Source organism: Paenibacillus sp. FSL R5-0527 (assembly GCF_038008055.1).
Classification (GTDB): domain Bacteria; phylum Bacillota; class Bacilli; order Paenibacillales; family Paenibacillaceae; genus Fontibacillus; species Fontibacillus macerans.
The window spans coordinates 1,326,710-1,349,936 of record NZ_JBBOYI010000001.1; the positions used below are offsets into that span (position 1 = coordinate 1,326,710).

Consider the following 23,227-nt stretch of genomic DNA (forward strand, 5'->3'; position numbering starts at 1 on the left):
CGCAGTCATTTTCTTGCGATGGAGGAAAATAGCGGCATAAATGTCCCCTATTTATCGCAAATGGACTGATATTGCCGATATAGCGACATTTTTTGTTCTTAACACACATTTAAAATTAAGCGAGGTGGAGCGTTTGCTTTACAAAGACAGCACGAAGCCGATCCCGGAACGGGTCGAACATCTGCTTGGGCTGATGACCGTGGAAGAGAAGGTTGGGCAATTGGTTCAGCCGTTTGGCTGGCAAACCTACGAGCATGTGAACGGCGAGATCCGGCTGACGGAGTCGTTTAAAGAGCAGGTAAAAAACGGCGGCATCGGCTCGCTGTACGGCGTGCTGCGGGCCGACCCGTGGACGGGCGTCACGCTCGAAACCGGCCTGTCGCCACGCGAGGGCGCGGAGGCCGTGAACGCGATCCAGCGTTACGCGATCGAGCACTCGCGGCTCGGCATCCCGATCCTGATCGGGGAGGAATGCTCGCACGGCCATATGGCGATCGGCGCGACCGTGTTCCCGGTGCCGCTGTCGCTCGGCAGCACCTGGAACGTGGACCTGTACCGGGAGATGTGCCGGGCGGTGGCCCGGGAGACGCGCAGCCAAGGTGGCGCGGTCACGTACTCGCCGGTCCTTGACGTCGTGCGCGATCCGCGCTGGGGCCGGACCGAGGAATGCTTCGGCGAAGACGCTTATTTGATCGGCGAGATGGCCGTGGCTGCGGTGGAAGGGCTGCAGGGCGAAAGCCTGGACGGCGCCGACAGCGTGGCCGCGACGCTCAAGCATTTCGTCGGCTACGGCAGCTCCGAGGGCGGCCGCAACGCGGGCCCGGTGCATATGGGGCGGCGCGAGCTGCTGGAGGTGGATATGCTGCCGTTCCGCAAGGCGGTGCAGGCGGGAGCGGCATCGATCATGCCGGCCTACAACGAAATCGACGGCGTGCCTTGCACGACCAATAAGGAACTGCTGGACGGCGTGCTGCGCGGCGAGTGGGGGTTTGACGGCATGGTCATCACCGACTGCGGCGCGATCGACATGCTGGCTTCCGGCCACGATGTGGCCGCGGACGGCCGGGACGCAGCCGTTCAGGCGATTCGCGCGGGCATCGATATGGAAATGTCCGGCGAAATGTTCGGCAAACATCTGCTGGAAGCGGTGCGTTCCGGCGAGCTGGAGGAAGCGGTGCTCGATGGGGCGGTTCGCCGCGTGCTGGCGCTGAAATTCCGGCTGGGCTTGTTCGAGAACCCGTACGGCGACCCGGACCGGGCGGAGCGGGTGATCGGCAGCGCGGAGCATATGGCGTTGGCGCGCAAGCTGGCGGGCGAAGGCATCGTGCTGTTGAAAAACAACGGCGTGCTGCCGCTATCCCCGGACGCCGGGAAAATCGCCGTGATCGGCCCCAACGCCGATGCCGGCTACAACCAGCTCGGTGACTACACCTCGCCGCAGCCGCAGTCCAAGGTGACCACCGTGCTCGGCGGCATCCGTGGCAAGCTGGCGGCTGCGCCGGAGCGAGTGCTGTACGCCCCGGGCTGCCGGATTAGAGGCGATGCCCGGGAAGGCTTCGAAACCGCCTTGGCCTGCGCGGAGCAGGCGGACACCATAGTCATGGTCGTCGGGGGCTCCAGCGCGCGCGATTTCGGCGAAGGCAGCATCGACTTGAAAACGGGAGCCTCGAAGGTGACCGGGAACTCCTGGAGCGACATGGACTGCGGCGAAGGCATCGACCGCATGTCGCTGGCATTGTCCGGGGTGCAGCTCGAGTTGATTCAGGAAATCCACAAAATGGGTAAACCGCTGGTAGTGGTTTACTTTAACGGGCGGCCGATCGCCGAGCCGTGGGTCGACGAGCATGCCGAAGCCATTTTGGAGGCGTGGTATCCGGGGCAGGAGGGCGGACACGCCGTGGCCGACATTTTGTTTGGCGATGTGAACCCGTCCGGACGCCTGACAATCTCGATTCCGAAGCATGTCGGGCAGCTTCCGGTGTATTACAACGGCAAACGTTCACGGGGCAAAAGATACCTCGAGGACGATTCGCAGCCGCGCTACCCGTTTGGGTACGGGTTAAGCTACACGGAATTCAGCTATGCCGGATTGACCGTTCAGCCGGAGGCGATTTTGCCGGGTGAAACGGTCAAAGTGACGGTGGATGTCACGAATACCGGTGCGCGCGCCGGGGCGGAGGTCGTGCAGCTGTACATCACCGATGTGGCCAGCACTGTGACCAGACCGGCGAAGGAGCTGAAGGGATTCCGCAAGGTGTGGCTTGCTCCGGGGGAAACCCGGAGGGTCGAGTTTACGCTCGGCGCGGAGGAACTGCAATATATCGGTCCTGACTACAAGCCGGTGGTCGAACCAGGAGAATTCCATGTTCATGTGGGCAAAAACGTAAACGATACGCTGGGCGCCAAGTTTTTTGTGCGGGAGGGTTCATGTTAGATGGAACGGATCAGACGTTTTATTCGGGAACTGTCGGACGCGGCATGGCTGGAGCAAATCGAATTGCGCAATTGGAAGATCACGAAGTCGGCCTATTTGGTTCCCGGAAAATACACCGAGGAAACCGGCTATCCGGAAGGCCAAGGGCTGGAACGGTTTCCGAGCACGCAGGGAACAACGTATTTTTTTAGGAACGAGTTAACGATCCCGGACCGCTGGCAGGGCGGCCATGCCGGCCTCGTATTTGCTTCCGGGGGCGAAGGGCTGCTGAGAATCGACGGAAAGTCGTATCAAGGTCTCGACCGGAACCATACTTTTGTGACTTTGCCCCGGGAGCGGGGGAATCGTCCGCTTCAGCTTGAAATCGAACTGTTTGATCCGATTCCGGAGCCGGTCGATCCGCTGAACCGGCAGGCGGTCATTCAGCCGCCGATTTCTTCGATCCAGAGCAAGCTGGTGTTGGTCAACCGTCCGGTGCAGAGTCTGATGTACACGGCGACCGTGATCCGCGATTCCGCTGTGCTGCTGCCGGAGCAGGATATGCGGCGCACGCGGCTGATCGAGGCGCTGCACGCCGCGATGGACGAGTTTGCGGCGCTTGATCCTGATGCGATTCAAGATGGCGGGGGGATCGCCGAAATCGAGCGGCGGCTGGCGGAGCGGGTCAAGGCGATCGGCGGCAACGCCGAAGGCCTGATCCATATGATCGGCCAGTCGCACATCGATATCGCCTGGCTGTGGCCGGCGCGCGAGACGGTGCGGAAAGCGAGCCGCACGTTCGCGACGGTCGACGCTTTGATGCGCGAATACCCGCAGTACCGGTACGCGCAAAGCCAGCCGCAGCTGTTTGCTTACTTGAAGGACAACGACCCCGAGCTGTACGAGCGGGTCAAGGCGAGAATCAAGGAAGGGCGTTGGGAACTGGTCGGCGGCATGTGGGTCGAGCCCGACCTCAACCTGCCGAGCGGCGAGTCGCTGATGCGGCAAATGCTGTACGGGCAGCGCTTCTACCTGGAGGAGTTCGGCCAAACCTCGCACATCGAATGGCTGCCGGACACGTTTGGCTACTGCGCTTCTTTACCGCAGATTTTGCGGCATGGCGGCATCCGCTATTTTATGACGACGAAGCTGGGCTGGAACGATACGAACGTGTTCCCGTACGACCTGTTCCATTGGGTCGGGATCGACGGCACGCCGATGTTGTCATATTTGAACCACGGCGTTAACGAAAATACGCTGCCGAAAGACGTGCACGATCACTGGCAGTCTTACCGGCAAAAAGCCGTGCATCCCGAGCAGATGCTGCTGTACGGGCACGGCGACGGCGGAGGCGGCGTTACCCGCGAAATGCTGGAGTACATCGACCGCTCCGGGCTGATGGTCGGCCAGCCGGCCGGCGAATACAGCACGGCGGCGGCGTTTTTTGCCGGGATTGAAGCGGCGGAGCCGCAGCTTCCGTCATGGCACGGAGACTTGTACCTGGAGCTGCACCGCGGAACGTACACGACCCATGGCCGCAACAAGCGGAACAACCGGAAAGCGGAGATTTTGTACCGCGAAGCGGAGGTCTGGAACACGCTGGCGGCTTCGTCACTGGCGCCCTCGTCGCTGGCGGCGGAACGTCAGCGCGAGGTGCAAAGCGTGCTGCATGATGGCTGGAAGCTGATTTTGCTGAATCAGTTCCATGACATCATCCCCGGTTCGGCAATTACGGAAGCGTACGAAACGTCGGAAAAAGAATACGCGGAAATTTTCGCCAAAGGGAATTCCGGTTTGCGGCAAGGCCTGAGAGCGCTGGCCGGGCAGATCGCCACGGCGGGGGAAGGCAAGCCCTACGTCGTGTTTAACAGCCTCGGCTGGACCCGCGACGCGGTGATCGAGATTTCCGGGCACGGCTTCGGCCGCTCCGTCGCCACCTATGACGAAAACGGCGCGCGGCTTGCGCTTGACTTGCAGCCGGGAGCGGGCGGAAATGCCGAGGCGGCTTGGGTGCGCGTGCCGGAGGTTCCGGCGTTCGGCTACAAGACGATTTGGCTGAGAAGTGAAGCGGACACGTTGGCAGGGGCGCCGGCTGGAAGAGCGGCAGACGGAGGGGCGGATAAGGCGGATAAAGTGGATAAGGCGGATAAAGCAGATAAGGCGGATATCCTCGCTGCCGTCGGCCAGATCCTGCAGGAGAAGGGCCTGGCCGCCAAGGAACGGATGTTCACCGACCGTTGGGAAACGGACCACTACCGCTTAACGTTTAATGAGCGCGGCGAGATTGTTAGCCTATGGGACAAAGCGGCGGACCGTGAAATCGTAAAACCGGGCGAAGCGGCGAACCGCTTCCACTTTTTCCATGACCGCCCAACGCTGTGGGACGCCTGGGACATCGACAGCCGCTACGAGCAGCAGCCGGCCGGGCAGGCGAAATTGCTGGAAAGCCGGCTCGTAGCCCGCGGCAAGGTCAAGGATGTGCTGCAGTTCCGCTGGCGGATCGGCCAGTCGGACATCACGCAGGAGCTGATCCTGTATCATCATGACCGGCGGATCGATTTCAAGACGAAGGTGAACTGGAATGAAGCCCATAAGTTGCTGAAGGTCGGTTTCCCGATCGATGTGGTGACCGACAAAGCGACCTACGAAATTCCGTTCGGCGCGCTTGAGCGCGTCACGCACCGCAATACGAGCTGGGAGCAGGCGCAGTACGAAGTATGCGGGCACCGTTTTGTGGACGTATCGGAACGGGGCTACGGCGTGAGCCTGCTGAACGACTGCAAATACGGCTATGACGTTCAGGGCAGCATCATCCGCCTGTCCCTGCTGCGCGCGCCGAAATGGCCGGACGTCACGGCGGATTTGGGCGAACACGAGTTCACGTATTCACTGTACCCCCACCTCGGCGATTGGCAGACAGCGCATACGGTACGTGCTGCGGCTGAGCTGAACGTTGTCCCGGCGGCCCTTGCCGAAGAGGCGCATCCGGGAACACTGCCGCCCGCGCAATCGCTGATCGGCTTTACCGGCGAGCATGTCGTGCTCGATACGGTGAAACCGGCCGAGGACGGAAGCGGCGTTATCCTGCGGTTCTACGAATCCGCCGGCGGCCGCGAACGCGTGGAGCTGAGCTGGAACCAGCCGTACAGCAGCGTGTACGTATCGAATGCGCTCGAACGGGAGCTTGAGCCGCTGGCAGTTGATAAAGGCCGGATCCGGCTCGATTTTGCTCCGTACGAGATCAAGACGATTAAAATCAACGGATGAATAAACCAGACCATTAAAGGAGCGAGAGTGTTCATGGAACAATTTAGACTCCCGAAAATCCCGATGCCGAAGCTGGAGCTGCCGCAGGCCGTTCAGGATGTGCTGGCCGAAGCCGAAGTGAAGCTTGCGTTTCGTCCGAAGCTTTTGCAGCTGTTCAAAAACTGCTTCCCGAACACCCTGGAAACGACGACCAAGCTGATGGACGACGGCACGACTTTCGTCATCACCGGGGATATTCCGGCCTCCTGGCTGCGCGATTCGGTGGAACAGGTCATCCACTACGTGCCGCTGGCCAAAAACGACCCCGACCTGCAGAGGATCATCGGCGGATTGATCAAGCGTCATATCCAATACGTCCATATCGACCCGTACGCCAACGCGTTTAACGAATCGGCCAACGATTGGCACTGGAATACGACGGACGAAACGGAAATGTCGCCTTGGGTGTGGGAGCGGAAATTTGAAATCGACTCCCTCTGCTTCGTCGTCCGGCTCGCGTATGCTTACTGGAAAGAAACCGAGCTGACCGACATTTTCGATGCCGGCTTTAAAGCGGCGATGCGGAAAATCTACGAGCTGTTCAAAACCGAGCAGCGCCATTTTGAGCAGTCGCCATACCGGTTCACCCGGAACAACGGGATACCGGCCGATTCCTTGCGGAACGGCGGTCTCGGCATGCCGGTCAATTACACCGGGATGATCTGGTCGGGCTTCCGCTCCAGCGACGATGCCTGCGATTTCCATTACAACATCCCGGGCAACATGTTCGCCGTCGTCGCGCTGCGCCAGATGCAGGAATTCGCCGAATGGGTGTTCCGCGACATGGATTTCCTGGCCGAGCTCAAGGAGTTGGAATTCGAAGTCGATCACGGGATTAAGCTGTACGGTATTTACCGCCACCCGGAATTCGGCCCGATTTATGCGTACGAAACCGACGGCTTCGGCAACTACTGCCTGATGGACGATGCCGGCACGCCGGGCCTGATGTCCATTCCGTATCTCGGTTATGTCGGCGCGGACGACCCGGTTTATCAGAACACGAGACGCTTTGCCCTGAGCAAGGAAAACCCGTTTTACTTCGAAGGCAAAGCGGCGAAAGGCATCGGCAGCCCGCACACGCCGAAGGATTATATCTGGCATATGGCCTTGTCGATGCAGGGCCTGACGGCGCGGACGAAGGAAGAAAAGCTGGAGATGATCGCGATGCTGGAAGCGACCGACGCCGGCACGGGCTACATGCACGAAGGCTTCCACGCCGACGATCCGAACACGTTCACGCGCAAATGGTTCGCCTGGTCGAACAGCCTGTTCTCGCAGCTTGTGTATAAGGCGATGCAGGAAGGCATTTTGTAGGGGCGTGTCCGCTGGGCATGTCAGTAGGGGATGTCAGTAGGGGATGTCAGTAGGGGATGTCTGTAGACATATCAGTAGGAAATATCTGTAGGACATATCTGTAGCCATATCTGTAGCCATATCTATAGGGCGCATCGGGGGGAACGTGTTGGAACAAATATTCTAACGGTTGCCACAAGCGCTATTTGTTCAAAAAACGTTGATTTCAAATTGTAACGGTTGCCATGGCGCTTATTTCGCTTAAAACGGCCATTTTTGCTTGGATTCAGGCAATTAACGACGCTGACAACCGTTAAAATTTGGAAAAGGGCTTTTTTTGCGAAATAGCCGCTGCTGCAACCGTTAGATTTCCGAAGGGCGTCCGTATCGATTCGAAAGCCTAAGCTTTTAAGGAAATCTGAGCAAAAGTTAATGCAACGCAACGCTAGTGCGGAAAACCCGGTGCTAGGTTCCGTTGCTAGGAAGAGACGCAAGCCGGCGGACCGGATCGACCGGACTCTGATCAGACTCGATCAGACCCGATCAGACTCGATCAGACTCGATTAGACTCGATTAGACTCGTTCAGACTTGATCAGACTCGATCGGACTCGATCGGACTCGATCAGACCGGAACTGGCATCATATCTGATAAATTACCTTTTATACAAGAAGGAGACCTGACGACGATGAGCAAAATTATTGGCGAAGCTCTTAAAAATATTCCATGGCAGGACAAACCGGCCGGCCTGAATGCCCCGGTCTGGCGTTACTCGCAAAACCCGATTATCGAACGCCACGCGATCCCGAATTCGAACAGCGTGTTCAATTCGGCGGTCGTGCCTTTTGAAGGGGGATTTGCCGGCGTGTTCCGCTGCGATTCCCGTTCGGTGAGCATGGACATTTTTGCCGGATTCAGCGACGACGGGATCAACTGGAAAATCAACCACGCGCCGATTCAGTTCGAAGGGGACGAGGAAGTGACCAAGCGGGAATACCGCTACGATCCGCGCGTCTGCAAAATCGGCGACCGCTATTACATCACCTGGTGCAACGGCTACCACGGTCCAACGATCGGCATCGCGTATACGACCGATTTCAAAACGTTCCACCAGCTGGAAAACGCCTTTTTGCCGTATAACCGCAACGGCGTGCTGTTCCCGCGCAAGATCGGCGAGCGTTACGCCATGCTCAGCCGCCCAAGCGATACCGGGCACACGCCGTTCGGCGATATTTTTTACAGCGAAAGCCCGGACCTTACGTTCTGGGGCAAACACCGCTATGTGATGGGGACGATTAACGGCGACGCGTCCGCATGGCAGTCCAAAAAAATCGGCCCGGGGCCGGTTCCGATCGAAACGGACAAAGGCTGGCTGCTGATCTACCACGGCGTTATCAATACGTGCAACGGATTCGTTTACCGCATGGGCTGCGCCTTGCTGGACATCGACAAGCCCTGGATCGTTAAAGCGCGGTCGCGCAATTACATCCTCGGCCCGGAAACGCTGTATGAATGCGTGGGCGACGTGCCGAACGTGACGTTCCCGTGCGCGGCTTTGACCGACGCCGAAACCGGCCGGATCGCCATTTACTACGGCTGCGCCGATACGGTGACCGGCCTGGCGTTCACGACCGTGGACGAACTGCTGAGCTACATGGAAGAGTATCCTTTGGAAGAAGCTTAATCGAAAAGTTGAACTGAATTTAACAGCAACAAGGGGCAGGCGTGCGAAAAAGTCAGTGTCATTTCGGACGGCTGCCCATCCGATTTTCAACAGGTTGCAACGGATTACCGATGGAGAGGAAGAGGGGCAACGGAATGAAAAAGAAAAGAACGGCGCATATCATTTCCCATACGCACTGGGACCGAGAATGGTATCTGCCTTACGAGAAGCACCATGTCCGGCTCGTTCAGCTGGTGGACGCGCTGCTCGACAAGCTGGACGGCGATACGGCGTTTAAAAGCTTTTACCTCGACGGGCAAACGATCATTTTGGAGGATTACCTGCAGGTACGCCCCGAAAACAAGGAGCGGCTGGAGAAGTATATCCGCAAAGGGCGCATTTTGATCGGGCCGTGGTACATTTTGCAGGACGCTTTTTTGACGAGCGGGGAAGCGAATATCCGCAACATGCAGATCGGCCATCAGGACGCGAAAAAATACGGCGCACCGGCGAAAATCGGCTATTTCCCCGACACGTTCGGGCTCGTCGGCCAAACGCCGCAGCTGATGCGGCAATCCGGCATCGACAACGCCTTTTTCGGCCGCGGCGTGAAGCCGACCGGCTTCAACAACACCGTTTCCGACGGCGGGTATGAGTCCTCCTTCTCCGAGCTGATTTGGGAAGGGCCGGACGGCTCGAAAGTGCTGGGCATTTTGTTCGCCAACTGGTACTCCAACGGCAACGAGGTGCCGGTGGACGAAGCGGAAGCGAAGGCGTTCTGGGACCGCAAGCTGGCGGACGCGGAAAAATACGCGGCGACGGACGAACTGCTGTTCATGAACGGCTGCGACCACCAACCGCTGCAGCTTGATTTGCCGGAGGCGATCCGCACGGCCGAGAAGCTGTACCCGGACACGAAGTTCGTGCATTCGACCCTGCCGGACTATCTGCAGGCGCTGGAGGGGGCGCTGGGCGGCCGCGAGCTGTCCACCGTCAAAGGCGAGCTGCGCAGTCAGCGCACCGACGGCTGGGGTACGCTGGTTAACACCGCTTCTTCGCGCGTGTATTTGAAGCAGATGAACCAGGAAGGCCAGACCTTGCTGGAAAAAGTCGCCGAGCCGCTCGCTGCGGTGGCGAATATGCTGGGCAAAAACTACCCGCATCATCTGTTCACCTATGCTTGGAAAACGCTGATGCAAAACCATCCGCATGACAGCATCTGCGGCTGCAGCGTGGACGAGGTGCACCGCGAGATGGTCACCCGCTTCGCCAAAAGCCGCCACGTTGCCGAGGCGATCATCGACGACAGCAAGCGGGCCGTCGCCGAGGCGGTGAACACGTCGATCTTCGCCGGGTACGGCAAGGATCCGCTGCCGCTGGTCGTCATGAACACGACCGGTTGGAACCGCACCGGCACGGTGACCGTGGAGCTGGACGCCGCCCGCCTGTATCTGCGCGAGGGGCTCGGCCTTGAGGAAAACGCCCGCCGCATGAAGGCGGTCGACTTGTCCGGCCGCGAGCTGGTGGACGAGGCGGGGAACGCCGTGCCTTGCACGGTGGAAGACCTCGGCTTGCTGTTCGGCTACGACCTGCCGGACGACAAGTTCCGGCAGCCGTACATGTGCCGCCGGGTGAAGCTGACGTTCCAGGCGGAGCAGGTACCGGCGCTGGGGCACCGCGCGTACGCCTGGGTGCGCCGCCAACCGGCCGTCACAGCACCGGCCGCAGCAGCACCTGCCTCGCTGTTTACCGGCGGCCTGGTCATGGAAAACGCCGGGCTGAAAGTGGAGATCGCCGGCGACGGATCGTTTGCGCTGACCGATAAAGCGACCGGCCAAATCTACCGCGACCTCGGCATCTATGAGGATACCGGCGATATCGGCAACGAATACATGTACAAGCAGCCGGAAGGCGAACAGCCGCTAACCACCAAAGGTCTGCCGGCGCAGATCCGCGTGCTGGAGGATACGCCGTACCGGGCCGCGGTGGAAGTGTGCCACGCATGGGAGATCCCGGCTTCCGCCGACGACAAGCTGGACGAGGAGATGCGCGAGCTGGTGTATTATCCGCAGCGCAAGGCGCAGCGCAGCGGCAAGCTGACGACGCTGAAGCTGCGCACGGTCATTTCGCTTGAAGCCGGCAGCAGAGGTGTAGAGATCGAAACGACGATCGACAACACGGCGAAAGACCACCGCATTCGGGTGCTGTTCCCTACGGACCTGGAAGCTTCCGTGCATCGCGCCGATTCGATGTTCGAAATCGCGGAGCGCGGCAACGTTCCGGCGCCGGAGTGGGAAAATCCGAGCAATACCCAGCATCAGCAAGCTTTTGTGGACGTAAGCGGGGAGAAGGCCGGTTTAACGGTCGCCAATCTCGGCCTGAACGAATACGAAGTGCTGCTTGATGGCCGGAACACAATCGCGGTCACGCTGCTGCGCTGCGTAGGCGAGCTTGGCGACTGGGGCTTGTTCCCGACGCCGGAAGCCCAGTGCCTCGGTACCCATACGATGCGTATGGAGCTGATCCCGCATACAGGCGACGGCATCGTTTCCGGCGCATTTGCGGAGGCGTACCAGTTCCAGGTGCCTTGGACCGTGTGCCAAACCGGCATACATGAAGGAACGCTCGCTCCAAGTTCAGCGCCGTTCCGCTGGGAAAGCAAAGAGCTGGCCTTTTCTTCGCTGAAAATAAACGAAGAAACCGGCGACCTGATGTTCCGCTGGTACAATATGAGCCGGCAGCCGGGAGAGCTGACATTTTGCGCGGATTTCGAACATGAGCATTTTTACAAAACGACGATTCTGGAAGAGGAGGGAACTCCGCTGAGCAAAGACGCCGTCGGTTGTCTGTCCCTGATGACAGGACCTTGCGAAATCGTTACGATCGGGATTCGGCGCTGACGCTGCCGGACGAAGGTTTTTAGCGGACAAACAATACGGGCTACGGTCCCATCGGTCAGGCGCCGAATTGGGACGTAGCCTCTTTTTTCTCCAAGCTATACCCTTACCGAAATAGCCGGCGATACATTTATGTCTGCGGATACTGTGAAGGCCGTACCGTCGGATGTGTATATTTTGGGCTCAACTGCGGGTTGGCTCTTGATCTCAACAGCATCCGGATTTTGTTGCGCGCCGGCCGGATCGTTGCCATTGAGTGCTAACTGCCCTTCTTTGCTGATCTCTACCGTGTCGGCAGGTTGGTTTGCATACTCTTGCTGCACCTTTATTTTCTCTTCCATATCCTTTTGCAGTTTTGCTTCCTGCTCGGCTTTTTCTTGCTTTTTGGCTTGTTCCTGTGCCTTTTCCAGTTCCTCCGCCGCAGTATCGCTTTCGCTTCTGGCCGAGTTGAGAGCGCTGCCGGCAACGCCTAAAGCCCGGCCCATTTTTTCCAAATCCGGATTAACTTTCGCGGCTTCCTTGTTATAAATCGCCATAGGCGTATTGGACGCATGCATGTAATTTGAAGCTCCCAACAATCCGCTGATCACTCCCGGCGTAAGTATATTCATTGATTTCACCCCCTTACTGCCTGATGATTGTGGTACTGACACCGTATTTATCGTCTAAGGCGGGTGGAAAAATAATACAATTGCATTAAAAACATTGACTATTTTATTAACATTTCTGCGCTTAAGAGATAGCCGCGTTCATAACTGCCGCGCTTATTATCATGCGATCCGGTCCGCTTCATCTTGCCCGCTTTGGATATGGGCGTTAGTCAGATCATCCGGGAGGGAATTTGCATTTTTACATGAATATGGGAATAAATTTACGTTATTCTAATATACGTCCTCTATACTGAAAAATGTAAAACATACGAATTTCATAGGATGGAGGATGGTTCATGCTTGGACAAGGTTTGAAAAGGATGGCAAGTTTGTTAATCGCCTCGGCGTTTGTTTTGACGGTTTCGACGGGTGGAAGCGGTTCCGCCGCAGCGCAGGAGACGGGGACGGCTATCAAAAATGTCATTATTCTCATTCCGGACGGAATGGCGAATGACGCTACGGCGTTGTCCAGATGGTATAAAGGCAGCGGACTGACGCTGGATCAAATGGCGAGCGGTCTCGTACGAACCCATTCGGCCGACGCGGCGATTGCGGATTCGGCTCCGGCGGGAACCGCTTTTGCGACCGGGCATAAATCGCATACAGGTTATGTTGGCGTGCTGCCGGACAAAGCGACGATGCCGGGACAAGCAAAAATCCAACCGGGGGACGAGAAAAAGCCGGTGGCTTCGGTGCTCGAGGCGGCGAAGCTGTCCGGCAAAGCCACGGGGATTATCGCAACGTCTGAAATTATGCACGCCACTCCGGCGGACTTTTCCGCCCATTATCCGGACCGTAAAAATTATGACGCGCTAAGCATGCAGCAGGTATATAACGGAATGGACGTTGTGCTGGGCGGGGGCGCCGAATATCTGAGCCCCCAAGGCCGCAAAGACGGGGCCGACCTGATTGCATCCATCAAAGCTCTCGGTTACGATTATGTAACGACTCCGGCCGCGCTGAAGGCTTCCAAATCAAACAAGATATGGGGAGCTTTTGCGCCTGCCGGGATGGCCTACGACATGGACCGCGATCCTTCCAAGGAGCCGAGTCTGGCCGAGATGACCGCCAAAGCGATTGAAGTTCTGTCCAAAGACGAAGACGGTTTCTTCCTCATGGTGGAAGGCAGCAAAGTCGATTGGGCCGCCCACGCCAACGATCCGATCGGAGTCATTAGCGATGTACTGGCTTTTGACGAGGCGGTCAAAGTTGCGCTCGATTTCGCCAAAGACGACGGGCAGACCGCGATTGTGGCCGTAACCGACCATGGCAACGGCGGATTGACGATCGGCAACTCGTCGACAACCGGAAGCTATGACAAGGAACCGCTGTCCACGTTCATCGGCCCGCTCAAAAAAGCGAAGCTGACCGGCGAAGGACTGGAAGCCAAGCTGAACGCGAAGCGGACCAACATCAAAGAAGTGATGGCCCGATATTTCGGCATTACCGACCTGACGGCGGAAGAAATTAAAGCCATAAAAGAGGCCGAAGCCGGCAGCCTGAATTATACGGTAGGTCCGATGATCAGCAAGCGGTCGGGGATCGGCTGGACGACGGGCGGACATACGGGCGGCGATGTGGTTCTGTACACCTACGCGCCGAACGGCGACCGTCCGACGGGCGTGATCGAAAACACCGACGTGGCCAAGTACATGGCGCGCGTGATGGGGCTTGATTTGGACGCAGCGACGGACAGATTGTTTGTTAAAGCCAAGCCGGCCTTCACGGCCAAGGGCGCAACTTACACACTGGATGACAAAAACGGCAAGATCATCGTTACTAAAGGCAGCGACAAGCTGGAACTGCCGCTGCACCAAAGTATCGCTGTCCTGAACGGCAAGAAAACGCAACTGGAAGGTGTGGTCGTGTACAACGGGGTTGAAGCTTTTGTGCCGCAGCAGGCGCTGGACCTGATTCCGTAATCGCCCCGGCGTTAACCGTTTCACAGCTTTGGACAGGCTCAACCGCCCCAAGCCGGACTTAGTCGTCACGGACATCACGGTTGACAGTAATTTTATATTCGTTTAATATCTAATCTGTTGCGAAAAAAATCATACTTTCTCGTATAACCCCGTAATCGGCCAATGCCGACAGGGCGGGGGTTTCTACAGGGAGCCTTTACTTCCTAACTACGATGACAAGGAATTCAGAACTTCTTCCTTATCGCGTGGTTAGGATTTTTTGCGTTGTTCATAAATCGATACAATTTGGTGCAGGAGGATCGGGTTTTTATGAAGTATTGGATTTCCGTTTTAGCAGGAGCCATGAGTTACGGTGTGTTATCGACCATTGTCGTGTTGGCTTACGGCGAAGGTTTTAAACTAGGGGAAGTGGTAGGAGCGCAGCTATTGATCGGTTTAATTTTATCCTGGTTGATGGCCTTGTACACGAAACGCAAGGCGTTGCGTAAAAAGCGGAGGCAACCGGAGACTTTTTCCGCCGTCATTGCGGATAAAGGGTTAACGTGGAAGCAAAGATTGCTGCTTATGTTGGCGGGGGCCCCAACAGTTGTTACGGGATTGCTTTACTATCATTCCCTTCAGTATATCCCCGCTTCGCTGGCGATTATTTTATTGTTTCAATTCACGTGGATCAGCGCACTGATCCAAGCGGTAAGCAAGCGGCGGCGTCCCGGAAAGATGATGGTGGCGACCCTGTTCGTGTTGTTTGTGGGTACTTTGCTGGCGGCCGGCCTAAACGCGCAAGGTTCGGCAAACATCGAGCGAACCGGCATTATTTTCGGTTTATTTTCGGCAGTGAGCTATTCCATGTTTCTTCTGTTCAGCGGAAAAGCGGTTCCTTCCGTTCATCCGGCATACCGGAGCGCTTGGATGGTTACCGGCGGATTTATTTTACTTATCGTGTTATTCCCGCCTTATTTCTTGTTTAACGGGTTGCTGTTCGGACCGCTGCTAATGTACGGATTTCTGTTAGGCTTATTTGGAGCGTTTATTCCGCCGCTGCTCTTCGCCATCGGAATACCTCATATCGGAGAGGCGATGGGAGGGATTTTGGGCGCTGCCGAATTGCCGGTTGCCGTAATGCTTTCTTCGATAGTGCTTCATGAAAACGTCAGCCCGGTACAATGGTGCGGTGTTATACTGATTCTAATTGGAGTGGTTCTTCCCGAAATGCACAAGATAGGAAAAAGGACAAACGCTCTTATGACCAGGTGATGTGGCGGCTGTGGGCCGAATTTCTGAAGTCCGGAGCCGCCATCCCGGCGGCCATGTACCGCCCAAAAAACGAGGTATACTAAAGTATACCTCGTCCGTATAAACGCAAGTTCCAATGAAGTTTGCGCTTTAATCCGCCGAACACGGACCAAGCGGGCGGCTACACTTCCTCCCAAATTCGCCGCACATTCTCGAAGGCGATTTTGGTTCCTTTGCGGCACTCCTCCATGCCTTCGTATTCGATGGACAGGAAGCCGTCATAGCCGGAGCGCTTGACGATGCGGAGAATCTCCCGCAGATCGAGGTCGCCCTGGCCGGCGATCGCGCCGCGCAAATACCCGCCGCCCGCGCTGCGGAACCAGCCTTCTCCAGGGTTGCGGTCCGCCGGACGGATGTAGAAGTCTTTGACGTGAACCATCGACGCGTAAGCGATGTTTTTCTTCACCGCGATCACGGGCTGTTCGTCCACGCACACAAAGTTGCCGACGTCCAGCGTCGTCTTGTAATTCGGCCGGCCGACCGCGTGGAGCACCGCCTGTACCCGGTCGCTGGCCTGAACGTAATAGCCGTGGTTCTCCAGGCTGGTCGTAATGCCGTACTGCGCAGCGTAATCGGCGATCCGCCGGCAGGCTTCGGCGATGCGTGGAAGATCCTCCTGAAAGCGTATGATCGAGGTGTCCTGCCGGGAAGCGACGTCATGGCGCATCAGCTTGACGCCGAGGGCATGGGCAATGTCGACTTCCCGCATGACCCGGCGGATTTCCGACTCGTAAGCTTCTTCCGTGTCCGTAATGAAGTTGGCGCCGATGGCATAGTTGGAAACGGCGATTCCCGCTTTGGCGGCCCGCTCGCGGATTTGCCCGATGAGTTCGGGGGTTTGCTTCAAATCGAAACCCAGCGGCACGATTTCGACATGCTCCCCGCCGATGCCGGCGATCCAGTCGATCGCCTCCAGAATAGTCATGCCGTCCATCTGCATGGCCTGATAAAGACTATAAGAGCTTATTCCGAGTTTCATGTTTTACAGCGCGTCTCCTTCCATCCTAAGATCGTTCCGGCTTAAGGCCGCTGTGCGCGGCTCGGCTCTTGCGGCTCACGGCTCTTGCTGCTCTTGCGAATCACATCCGCTTTGCCCTCGGGTCATCCCCGGAAAGACCGGATGAACTCGACCGCTTTTCTGATGTCTTCCTCCGGCTTGTCGCCGACTTCCCGCTCGATCGTCAGATAGCCGGTGTAGCCGATCTCCTGCAGGGCGGCAAAATAAGCCGGGAAATCCACCCGGCCTTCGCCCAGCGGAACCTCCGCAAACCCGGCGCCGCCGGAGGAAGCCATGTCGGCGATCTTTTCGTGATCCATCGCCTCGTAGCCGAGGAAGCCGTATACGTCCCGGGGATCGACCGGGCGCAGGCGCACCCCGTCCTTCACATGCGTATGCACGATATAGTCCCGCAGCGTCTTGACGCCCTGCACCGGATCGTCGCCCGTCACCATGACCATATTGGCCGGGTCGAAATTGACGGAAACGCCGTTTGTGCTCAGCGTGTCCAGGAAGCTTTTCAAATGAGCGGCCGGTTCCGGCCCCGTTTCGATGGCAAAATAGGCGTTCAAGCTTTTGGCGTAGACGCCTAGCTCCTCGCAGGCCTGCTGCATAGCAGCGTAGATCGGGCTGCTTAGGTCCTCCGGCACGATGCCGATATGGGTCGTCACGATGTTCGTGCCGAGCTCAACGGCCAAATCGAGTATGCGCTTCGACTTTTCGATTTTGGCCGGATTGGCGGCGGCGTCCTGGAATCCGTGGCCGCCCAGATCGCCGCAGAGGGCGGATATTTCCAGGCCCAGCCCTTCGATATAGCTTCGCAGCTCTTTGCGTTTGGCCGCGGTCAGCGCGGCCGGGTCCATTTCGCCGGACACGGCGTAGATTTGCACGCCTTCGGCGCCCAGTTCCTTCGCTTTTTTCAGGCCTTCCGTGACGCCCAGGCCCAAACTGTCGACGATGATACCGATCTTATTGTTCAGCTTCATATGCCAGCGCCCTCCTAAAACCGGATTTCTCGGCCTTCCTCGGCCGATTGGTAAATCGCGTTTAATATTTTGATGATCTCCACACCGTCCTCCACCGGGCTGATCGGCGGCACGCCGTCCAGACAGCTGTCCACAAAATGGTTGATTTCGTTCTGGAAGCTGCCTTGGAAATCGAATGCGGGCGTGCTGATTTGCGGATCGATATTGATGATCGTATTATGGCGTTCCGTAACGATCGACAGCTCCGGTTCAATCTCGGCGCCGCCTTTTTCTCCGTAAATGTTGACCAGGGCGGCATTCTGCTTGGCATGCAGCGAAAAGCTGACGTCCACCAGCAGGGAGGCCCCGTTTTCGAAGCGGATCAGCGCATTGGCCATATCCTCCACCGTGTTGAGGGATGCGTCGTAGTCCGCTGCTTGGTAAAACGCGTAATTCTCGATGTTGGAGCGGTTGCCGAGCTTGTAATAGGTGTTGCCGCTAACCGATTTCACTTTGGGCCGGCCCATCAGATACCAGCACAGGTCGATCACGTGCACGCCGATATCGATCAGCGGGCCGCCGCCGGAGCGGGCTTTGTCGGCAAACCAGCCGCCGGGATTGCCGAGGCGCCGGACCAGGCTCGCTTTGGCAAAATAGATCTCCCCGAGGTCCCCGGCAGCGATGAATTTTTTGAGCACGGCGATGTTCGAGGCATAACGCCGCACGTAGCCGACCTGCAGCAGCTTGCCGGTCCGCTCCACCGCTGCCTGTACCTGGAGCGCTTCGTCTACGGTAATGCAGAGCGGCTTCTCGCAAAGGACGTTTTTGCCCGCTTCGAGGGCGGCGATGCTGATTTCGGCGTGGCTGTTGTTCCAGGTGCAGATGCTGACCGCCTGTACATCGGGGTTCGCGAGCAGGTCGCGATAGTCAGTGTACACATGAGGAATGTTGTACTTCCGCGCCATGGCCCGGGCTCTGCTTTCATTGAGGTCGCAGATGGCCCACAGCGCGGCTTTCGGGTTGGCCTGATAGGCCAGCAGGTGGGATTCCGAGATCGATCCGGCGCCGATCAGTCCGATTTTGAGTTCGCTCATATTCCGCACTTCGCTCCCTTTCGTCAGCGGCGCGAATTTGCTACAATGAAGCAAAATTCGCCGCGAGTTTGTTTTATTTGTTCAGGCACCCTTAATTTAGCACAGGAATTCTAAAGGGAGAATGTGCAGGATGACAAAATATCTGGATTATATGATCAGTCCGCATCCGATCCGCGTGTTCAACCCGGTCGTCGACGCCAGCAAGCGGAAAATCCGCTCGCTGACGGTGGTCAATGCCGGCCATTTACCCGGCAGAACGATGCGGCGCGTTCAGGCGAAGTTCAGCTATTGGGCTTTTGTGGTGATTACCGGCGGGGGCGGGTATTACCAGGTTGACGGCGGGGAGAAGCAGGAGGTTCCCGCGGGCTCCTGGTTTTGCCTGTTCCCCGGTGCCGAGTTCAACTATGGCCCTCATGCGGACGGGTATTGGGACGAGTATTATTTTACCGTCGAGGGGGAGCGGGTTGGAGAATGGCTGGGCAGCTGGCTGCAGCATCCGGCGCAGGTCCAAAAGGCGGCGATCGACGATTCGGCGGTAAACCGGATGGAAATGATGTTCATGCTTCTGGAGAGCGGCGTACCGAGCAATCTGGACCGCGCCTCGCTGCTGCTCGAAGCGTTCCTGTACGAGCTGGTCGCCCAGGCCGACCAGGCCGAAACGGGCAACCGGGGGCGGTTCGTGCTCAAGGTGATCGAGGACATCTCCGGGTCGCTGTACGCCCGCCGGGAGCCGGAGGAACTGGCGGCCAGACATCATATTTCCGTGTCGACGCTGCGCAGGATCGTCCACGAATACACGGGGTATCCGTTAAATGAATTCATACACCGGCTGAAGGTGGCCGAAGCGAAAAACATTTTGCTCAATACGGAAATGAGCATCAAGGAAATCGGGGAAGCGCTCGGCTATCACGATATGTTTTATTTTTCCCGGGTGTTCAAAAGAATTACCGGCCATTCCCCCAGCGGCTACCGGAACCGGGGCGGGCAGTGAAACCGCGGCTCCGCATGATCATCGTGTGCGATCAGGCCGCCTGAGGAGCACCATATCACAAGAATAGCGGCACTTTATGTACTTATTATTCGGATACGGGCCTGCTTGTCCCCATTAGCGGCATTTTTTGTACTTATTTTCCTATGAATGGTACAAAAGGCGGCCATCAATCTGCGGTTCGAGAAAATAGCGGCATAAATTGCCTTTATTTCACTTAAAGTGGGTAATCTCGCCGGAATAACGCCATTTTTTGTCCTTATGTTCTTGCTTGAGCTCTGAGAGTTCAGCATGGTCCAGCATGAGCCAGTATGGTCTAGCGTGATCCAGTATTGGTCTAGCGAGATCCAGTATGGCCCAGCGTGATCCAGTATGGTTCACCGTGATCCAGTATGGTCCAGCATGAGCCAGTATGGTCCAGCATGGTCCGGCATGAGCCAGTATGGTCCGGCATGAGCCAGTATGGCCCAGCATGATCCAGCATGAACCAGCACGCTCCAGCGTGCTGGTTCAGCGGCTCACCCGGGTTTTGCGCTCAGCTGTATTGATCCAGCAGTTCGGTCAATTTGCGCTTGATCGCCGCGATAAGCTCCGGCGGCCGGATGACGGTCGCTTCCCGCCCCAAGCCGATGAAAAAGGCGGCCATAAAAGGAATTTCCCCCGGCGGAATTTGCCCCCGCAGCAGGCCCGTGCCATCCTCGCGAAGTTCAAGCCGGAAGTGGCGCAGCATCTCGCCCTCGCAGGCCTCAATCCCCAGCGGAGTCAGCTCGATGGTGCAATCCACGTACATCGGCTTTCTCCCGATGAACGATTCCCAATTGCCGAGATGGACCTGCCTCAAATCAAGCGGCTTTAGCGCGGCGTCCGCTTCCTCGATGACGGCAGAGCCGATGCGGTCGCAGCGGAACAAGCGGAAATCTTCGCGCTCGAAGCAATAGGCCGGGCAATACCATAAACCGCGGCTGGCGTAGATCCCGATCGGCTGAATGTGCCGGGTGCTCGTTGCGCCGGAACGCGAGGCGTAGCCGATGCGGAGCACTTTTTGGCGGACGGCGCCGTCCAGCAGAACCGCCAAATAAGGAAAAGCCGACTGCCTTTCGGGCGTCACGAAGTCGACCCGGTTTTTCATCTGATCGATGCGGTCCCGGACGTCTCCGGGCATATAATGATAAAACTTGCTGAGCGCGGAGGATGCTTCCGTTTCAAACGGGAGAAAGCGGTAATGGCGCAAGGCATGGCTGGCGAAAAAGATAGACACCGCCTCCTCTTCGGTAAAAGCGATGGGGGGCAGCACTCTTTCGTTCAGCACCTGGTAGCCGCCATGCGGTCCGACCTCGGAATACAGCGGTACACCCAGTTCGCTCAGTTCCTGCAGGTCCCTGAGGATCGTGCGCGGAGAAACGCCGAATTCCCGGGCCAATTCCTTCACGGTGAATTTTCGCTTGCGGTTGACGGTCATCATTAATTCCATCAGGCGTTTCGATTTGGACATGGGGGAGCGCTCCGTTTCTTTTATTGGACATAAAAAATAAAAAATAAAAAAACGCCGTTGTGCGTTTTTTATTTATGACAATACTTGTCACTATTATGGGCTACAATAAGAATCGAATCAAGCGGAAACGAAAATCGTCTCTTTCGCTTCCCGGGTTCCGCCAATTTGATCCTTAAGGAGTGTGTTTACATGATTCTGTTGACAACCCCCCTGATTGCCCTGAATGGACAAGCCGAAGAAGCGATTGCTTTTTATGAGCAGGCGCTGCAGGCCGAGGTGGCGTTTAAGCAAACCTTCGGCGAAATGCCCGAACCCCAGCAGCCGATGACCGGAGAGATGAAGAAGCGCATAGCGCATTCCATACTGAAGCTGGGAGAAACGGAGCTTTATGTGTGCGATATTTTTCCGGGTGAGCCGCATCAACCGGGCAGCCAGGTTACGGTGTGCCTCACGTCGAGTACGGCGGATTATACGCAGCAGCTTTACGAGGCCCTAAAAGAGGGCGGGCGCGTCGATTTTCCGCTGCAGTCCATGTATTTCAGCCCGGCTTACGCCGTCGTTACCGACAAGTTCGGAGTGACTTTCCACCTGTTCACGAGTCGTCCGGTTTAAAGGATGGGTTATCCCCGCTGCCGGATTGCCGAAAGGAGCGGCCCGTTCGCATGCAGATGCGAGCAGGGCCGCTTTTTGTGGTAAGATACGTCTATCGACGGTGTTTTCTCGAAAGCTTGGCCGCATTGGCGGCAGTTTTTTCGCGGCAATTCGCGGTATTAGATTGTTGTTTAACCTGCTGAAAATTTAACCCCCTGAAGGAGAGGCGGCTTATGGCGATTCGCGAAATTACGGAACAGGAGTGGCTCGACCGCGCGGAACCAGCTTCCGGCAAGGAGGCGTTGTTTTTCTTCACGGCGCTGTGCGGAACCTGCAAACTGGCGGAAAAAATGCTGGATATCGCTTTGGCGGCCGGGCCGAGCATCCCGGTATCCAAGCTGAATATTAACTATAGTCCGCGGCTTCGCGATCAATGGGAAATTTCCAGCGTTCCCTGCCTGATCGTCCTGCGGGACGGCCAGCCGGTACAAAAGGAGTATGCGATGCGCTCGGTCGTCGATTTGCGGGAGCGGCTGAAGGTTTAGGAAGCCCCCGGACTTCAGCTATAAAGCGGCCGGGCTTTTTGGTAAGATGGAAAGGAGAAAGGAAGAAATCGGTAAAGGCGGTGTCGGTACTTATGGAACTGCGGGAAGCGATGGATTTGACCGGGCGGATTCGCCGCAATATCGGCGAGGTGGTCGTCGGCAAGGAGGAGGTGGTCGATCTGCTGCTTGCCGCGCTGCTCGGGGACGGTCATGTGCTCTTGGAGGACGTGCCCGGCACAGGCAAAACGCTGCTTGCGAAAGCGCTTGCTAAATCGCTCGGCGGCGGGTTCAAGCGAGTCCAGTTTACGCCGGACCTGCTGCCTTCGGACCTGAGCGGCATTCATTTTTTCAATCAGAAAACGGGGGAGTTCGAGTTTCGCCCGGGTCCGGTGTTTACGCACGTGCTGCTGGCGGACGAGATCAACCGGGCGACGCCGCGCACGCAATCCAGCTTGCTGGAATGCATGGAGGAGCGCCAGGTGACGATCGACGGCGTCACGCACGAGCTGGCGTCTCCGTTTTTTGTCATGGCCACGCAAAACCCGATCGACCAGCAGGGGACCTTTCCCCTGCCGGAGGCGCAGCTGGACCGGTTCCTGATGCGGATTGCCATGGGGTACCCGTCGCACGGCGAAGGGGTCGCCATCCTGCAGCGGTTTAAGGAACGCCAGCCGCTGGCGGAAATCGGGGCGGCCGCCTCGGCCGCAGAGGTGGCGGCAGCCCAGCGGTATACGCGGACCATCCGCGTCCAGGACGATCTGCTCGGCTACATCGTGGCCGTTACCGAAGCGACCCGGAAGCATCCGGAGGTGAAGCTGGGGGCCAGCCCGCGGGCGAGCGCGGCGCTGCTGCGCGCTTCCCAGGGCCTGGCGCTGATTCGGGGCCGGGATTACGTCACCCCCGACGATATCAAAGCGGCGGCCGTGCCGGTGCTGGCCCATCGGCTGGTGCTGCGGCAAGGCCTTCGGAGCGCGCCGGAGCAAGGCAGCGAAGTCGTCCGCCAGGCGCTGCAGCAGGTGGAGGTGCCGGCCGAGCCGCTGTTGACCGGGCTCCCGCCGACTGAGCCTCCGCTGACCGAGCCGCTGCTGACGGCCCGGGGAACGCGGGAGGATTGATCCC

The 23,227-nt window shown here is 57.7% G+C and carries 16 protein-coding genes and 1 riboswitch; of the genes, 11 read left to right on the forward strand and 5 right to left on the reverse strand.

Going from position 1 to position 23,227, the window contains the following annotated elements:
- The first annotated feature begins 133 nt into the window (after positions 1-133).
- From NYE69_RS05895 to NYE69_RS05915, 5 genes are all read left to right on the forward strand, one after another.
- The gene (locus NYE69_RS05895) at positions 134-2,434 is read left to right on the forward strand and encodes a glycoside hydrolase family 3 N-terminal domain-containing protein (protein WP_445744754.1); all 2,301 of its coding nucleotides are present in this window, start codon (positions 134-136) and stop codon (positions 2,432-2,434) included.
- A complete protein-coding gene (locus NYE69_RS05900; protein ID WP_340925084.1) occupies positions 2,435-5,680 on the forward strand; it encodes an alpha-mannosidase in 3,246 nt (1,081 codons plus the stop codon).
- Positions 5,681-5,713: 33 nt separating this feature from the next.
- On the forward strand, positions 5,714-7,033 hold the full coding sequence (locus NYE69_RS05905; protein WP_340925086.1) for a glycoside hydrolase family 125 protein: 1,320 nt from the start codon (positions 5,714-5,716) through the stop codon (positions 7,031-7,033).
- A 666-nt stretch (positions 7,034-7,699) separates the two neighbouring features.
- The gene (locus tag NYE69_RS05910; RefSeq protein ID WP_328269637.1) at positions 7,700-8,695 is read left to right on the forward strand and encodes a glycoside hydrolase family 130 protein; all 996 of its coding nucleotides are present in this window, start codon (positions 7,700-7,702) and stop codon (positions 8,693-8,695) included.
- A 134-nt stretch (positions 8,696-8,829) separates the two neighbouring features.
- Positions 8,830-11,574, forward strand: a complete 2,745-nt coding sequence (locus tag NYE69_RS05915) for an alpha-mannosidase (RefSeq protein ID WP_340925088.1) — start codon at positions 8,830-8,832, stop codon at positions 11,572-11,574.
- Between the two features lie 95 nt (positions 11,575-11,669).
- Here NYE69_RS05915 and NYE69_RS05920 read toward each other — a convergent pair whose 3' ends face one another.
- Positions 11,670-12,182, reverse strand: coding sequence for a hypothetical protein (locus tag NYE69_RS05920; protein ID WP_340925090.1), 513 nt, complete (start codon positions 12,180-12,182; stop codon positions 11,670-11,672).
- A gap of 335 nt (positions 12,183-12,517) precedes the next feature.
- On the opposite strand from NYE69_RS05920, the gene NYE69_RS05925 reads away from it, so the two are divergent.
- Positions 12,518-14,143, forward strand: a complete 1,626-nt coding sequence (locus tag NYE69_RS05925; RefSeq protein ID WP_445744755.1) for an alkaline phosphatase — start codon at positions 12,518-12,520, stop codon at positions 14,141-14,143.
- A 119-nt stretch (positions 14,144-14,262) separates the two neighbouring features.
- Positions 14,263-14,373: riboswitch (purine riboswitch) on the forward strand.
- A gap of 79 nt (positions 14,374-14,452) precedes the next feature.
- The gene (locus NYE69_RS05930) at positions 14,453-15,397 is read left to right on the forward strand and encodes an EamA family transporter (protein ID WP_036626601.1); all 945 of its coding nucleotides are present in this window, start codon (positions 14,453-14,455) and stop codon (positions 15,395-15,397) included.
- 160 nt (positions 15,398-15,557) lie between these two features.
- Here NYE69_RS05930 and NYE69_RS05935 read toward each other — a convergent pair whose 3' ends face one another.
- From NYE69_RS05935 to NYE69_RS05945, 3 genes are all read right to left on the reverse strand, one after another.
- On the reverse strand, positions 15,558-16,415 hold the full coding sequence (locus tag NYE69_RS05935) for a sugar phosphate isomerase/epimerase family protein (RefSeq protein ID WP_036626600.1): 858 nt from the start codon (positions 16,413-16,415) through the stop codon (positions 15,558-15,560).
- A gap of 122 nt (positions 16,416-16,537) precedes the next feature.
- Entirely contained in the window at positions 16,538-17,419 is an 882-nt protein-coding gene (locus NYE69_RS05940) for a sugar phosphate isomerase/epimerase family protein (RefSeq protein WP_036626599.1), read from the reverse strand.
- Between the two features lie 14 nt (positions 17,420-17,433).
- Positions 17,434-18,492: a Gfo/Idh/MocA family protein gene (locus NYE69_RS05945; protein WP_340925097.1), complete on the reverse strand. Its 1,059-nt coding sequence runs from the start codon at positions 18,490-18,492 to the stop codon at positions 17,434-17,436.
- A 130-nt stretch (positions 18,493-18,622) separates the two neighbouring features.
- Here NYE69_RS05945 and NYE69_RS05950 point away from each other — a divergent pair, with 130 nt between their 5' ends.
- Positions 18,623-19,483 carry a helix-turn-helix domain-containing protein gene (locus NYE69_RS05950; RefSeq protein ID WP_328272209.1) on the forward strand — a complete coding sequence of 287 codons (861 nt, stop codon included), beginning with the start codon at positions 18,623-18,625 and terminating at the stop codon, positions 19,481-19,483.
- Positions 19,484-20,015: 532 nt separating this feature from the next.
- Here NYE69_RS05950 and NYE69_RS05955 read toward each other — a convergent pair.
- Positions 20,016-20,972, reverse strand: a complete 957-nt coding sequence (locus tag NYE69_RS05955) for a helix-turn-helix transcriptional regulator (protein ID WP_155620971.1) — start codon at positions 20,970-20,972, stop codon at positions 20,016-20,018.
- A gap of 189 nt (positions 20,973-21,161) precedes the next feature.
- On the opposite strand from NYE69_RS05955, the gene NYE69_RS05960 reads away from it, so the two are divergent.
- From NYE69_RS05960 to NYE69_RS05970, 3 genes are all read left to right on the forward strand, one after another.
- Positions 21,162-21,584, forward strand: a complete 423-nt coding sequence (locus NYE69_RS05960; protein ID WP_155620970.1) for a VOC family protein — start codon at positions 21,162-21,164, stop codon at positions 21,582-21,584.
- Positions 21,585-21,796: 212 nt separating this feature from the next.
- A complete protein-coding gene (locus NYE69_RS05965; protein ID WP_051985754.1) occupies positions 21,797-22,108 on the forward strand; it encodes a thioredoxin family protein in 312 nt (103 codons plus the stop codon).
- A gap of 92 nt (positions 22,109-22,200) precedes the next feature.
- Positions 22,201-23,223 carry an AAA family ATPase gene (locus NYE69_RS05970; protein WP_340925102.1) on the forward strand — a complete coding sequence of 341 codons (1,023 nt, stop codon included), beginning with the start codon at positions 22,201-22,203 and terminating at the stop codon, positions 23,221-23,223.
- The last annotated feature ends 4 nt before the right edge of the window (positions 23,224-23,227 follow it).

Bases quoted from the DNA above. Each gene is read 5' to 3' on its own strand.
- NYE69_RS05905 (WP_340925086.1), top strand. From the start codon at position 5,714: ATGGAACAATTTAGACTCCCGAAAATCCCGATGCCGAAGCTGGAGCTG.
- NYE69_RS05935 (WP_036626600.1), bottom strand. From the start codon at position 16,415: ATGAAACTCGGAATAAGCTCTTATAGTCTTTATCAGGCCATGCAGATG.
- NYE69_RS05930 (WP_036626601.1), top strand. From the start codon at position 14,453: ATGAAGTATTGGATTTCCGTTTTAGCAGGAGCCATGAGTTACGGTGTG.
- NYE69_RS05950 (WP_328272209.1), top strand. From the start codon at position 18,623: ATGACAAAATATCTGGATTATATGATCAGTCCGCATCCGATCCGCGTG.
- NYE69_RS05945 (WP_340925097.1), bottom strand. From the start codon at position 18,492: ATGAGCGAACTCAAAATCGGACTGATCGGCGCCGGATCGATCTCGGAA.
- NYE69_RS05920 (WP_340925090.1), bottom strand. From the start codon at position 12,182: ATGAATATACTTACGCCGGGAGTGATCAGCGGATTGTTGGGAGCTTCA.
- NYE69_RS05910 (WP_328269637.1), top strand. From the start codon at position 7,700: ATGAGCAAAATTATTGGCGAAGCTCTTAAAAATATTCCATGGCAGGAC.
- NYE69_RS05915 (WP_340925088.1), top strand. From the start codon at position 8,830: ATGAAAAAGAAAAGAACGGCGCATATCATTTCCCATACGCACTGGGAC.
- NYE69_RS05900 (WP_340925084.1), top strand. From the start codon at position 2,435: ATGGAACGGATCAGACGTTTTATTCGGGAACTGTCGGACGCGGCATGG.
- NYE69_RS05940 (WP_036626599.1), bottom strand. From the start codon at position 17,419: ATGAAGCTGAACAATAAGATCGGTATCATCGTCGACAGTTTGGGCCTG.
- NYE69_RS05960 (WP_155620970.1), top strand. From the start codon at position 21,162: ATGATTCTGTTGACAACCCCCCTGATTGCCCTGAATGGACAAGCCGAA.
- NYE69_RS05965 (WP_051985754.1), top strand. From the start codon at position 21,797: ATGGCGATTCGCGAAATTACGGAACAGGAGTGGCTCGACCGCGCGGAA.
- NYE69_RS05970 (WP_340925102.1), top strand. From the start codon at position 22,201: ATGGAACTGCGGGAAGCGATGGATTTGACCGGGCGGATTCGCCGCAAT.
- NYE69_RS05925 (WP_445744755.1), top strand. From the start codon at position 12,518: ATGCTTGGACAAGGTTTGAAAAGGATGGCAAGTTTGTTAATCGCCTCG.
- NYE69_RS05955 (WP_155620971.1), bottom strand. From the start codon at position 20,972: ATGTCCAAATCGAAACGCCTGATGGAATTAATGATGACCGTCAACCGC.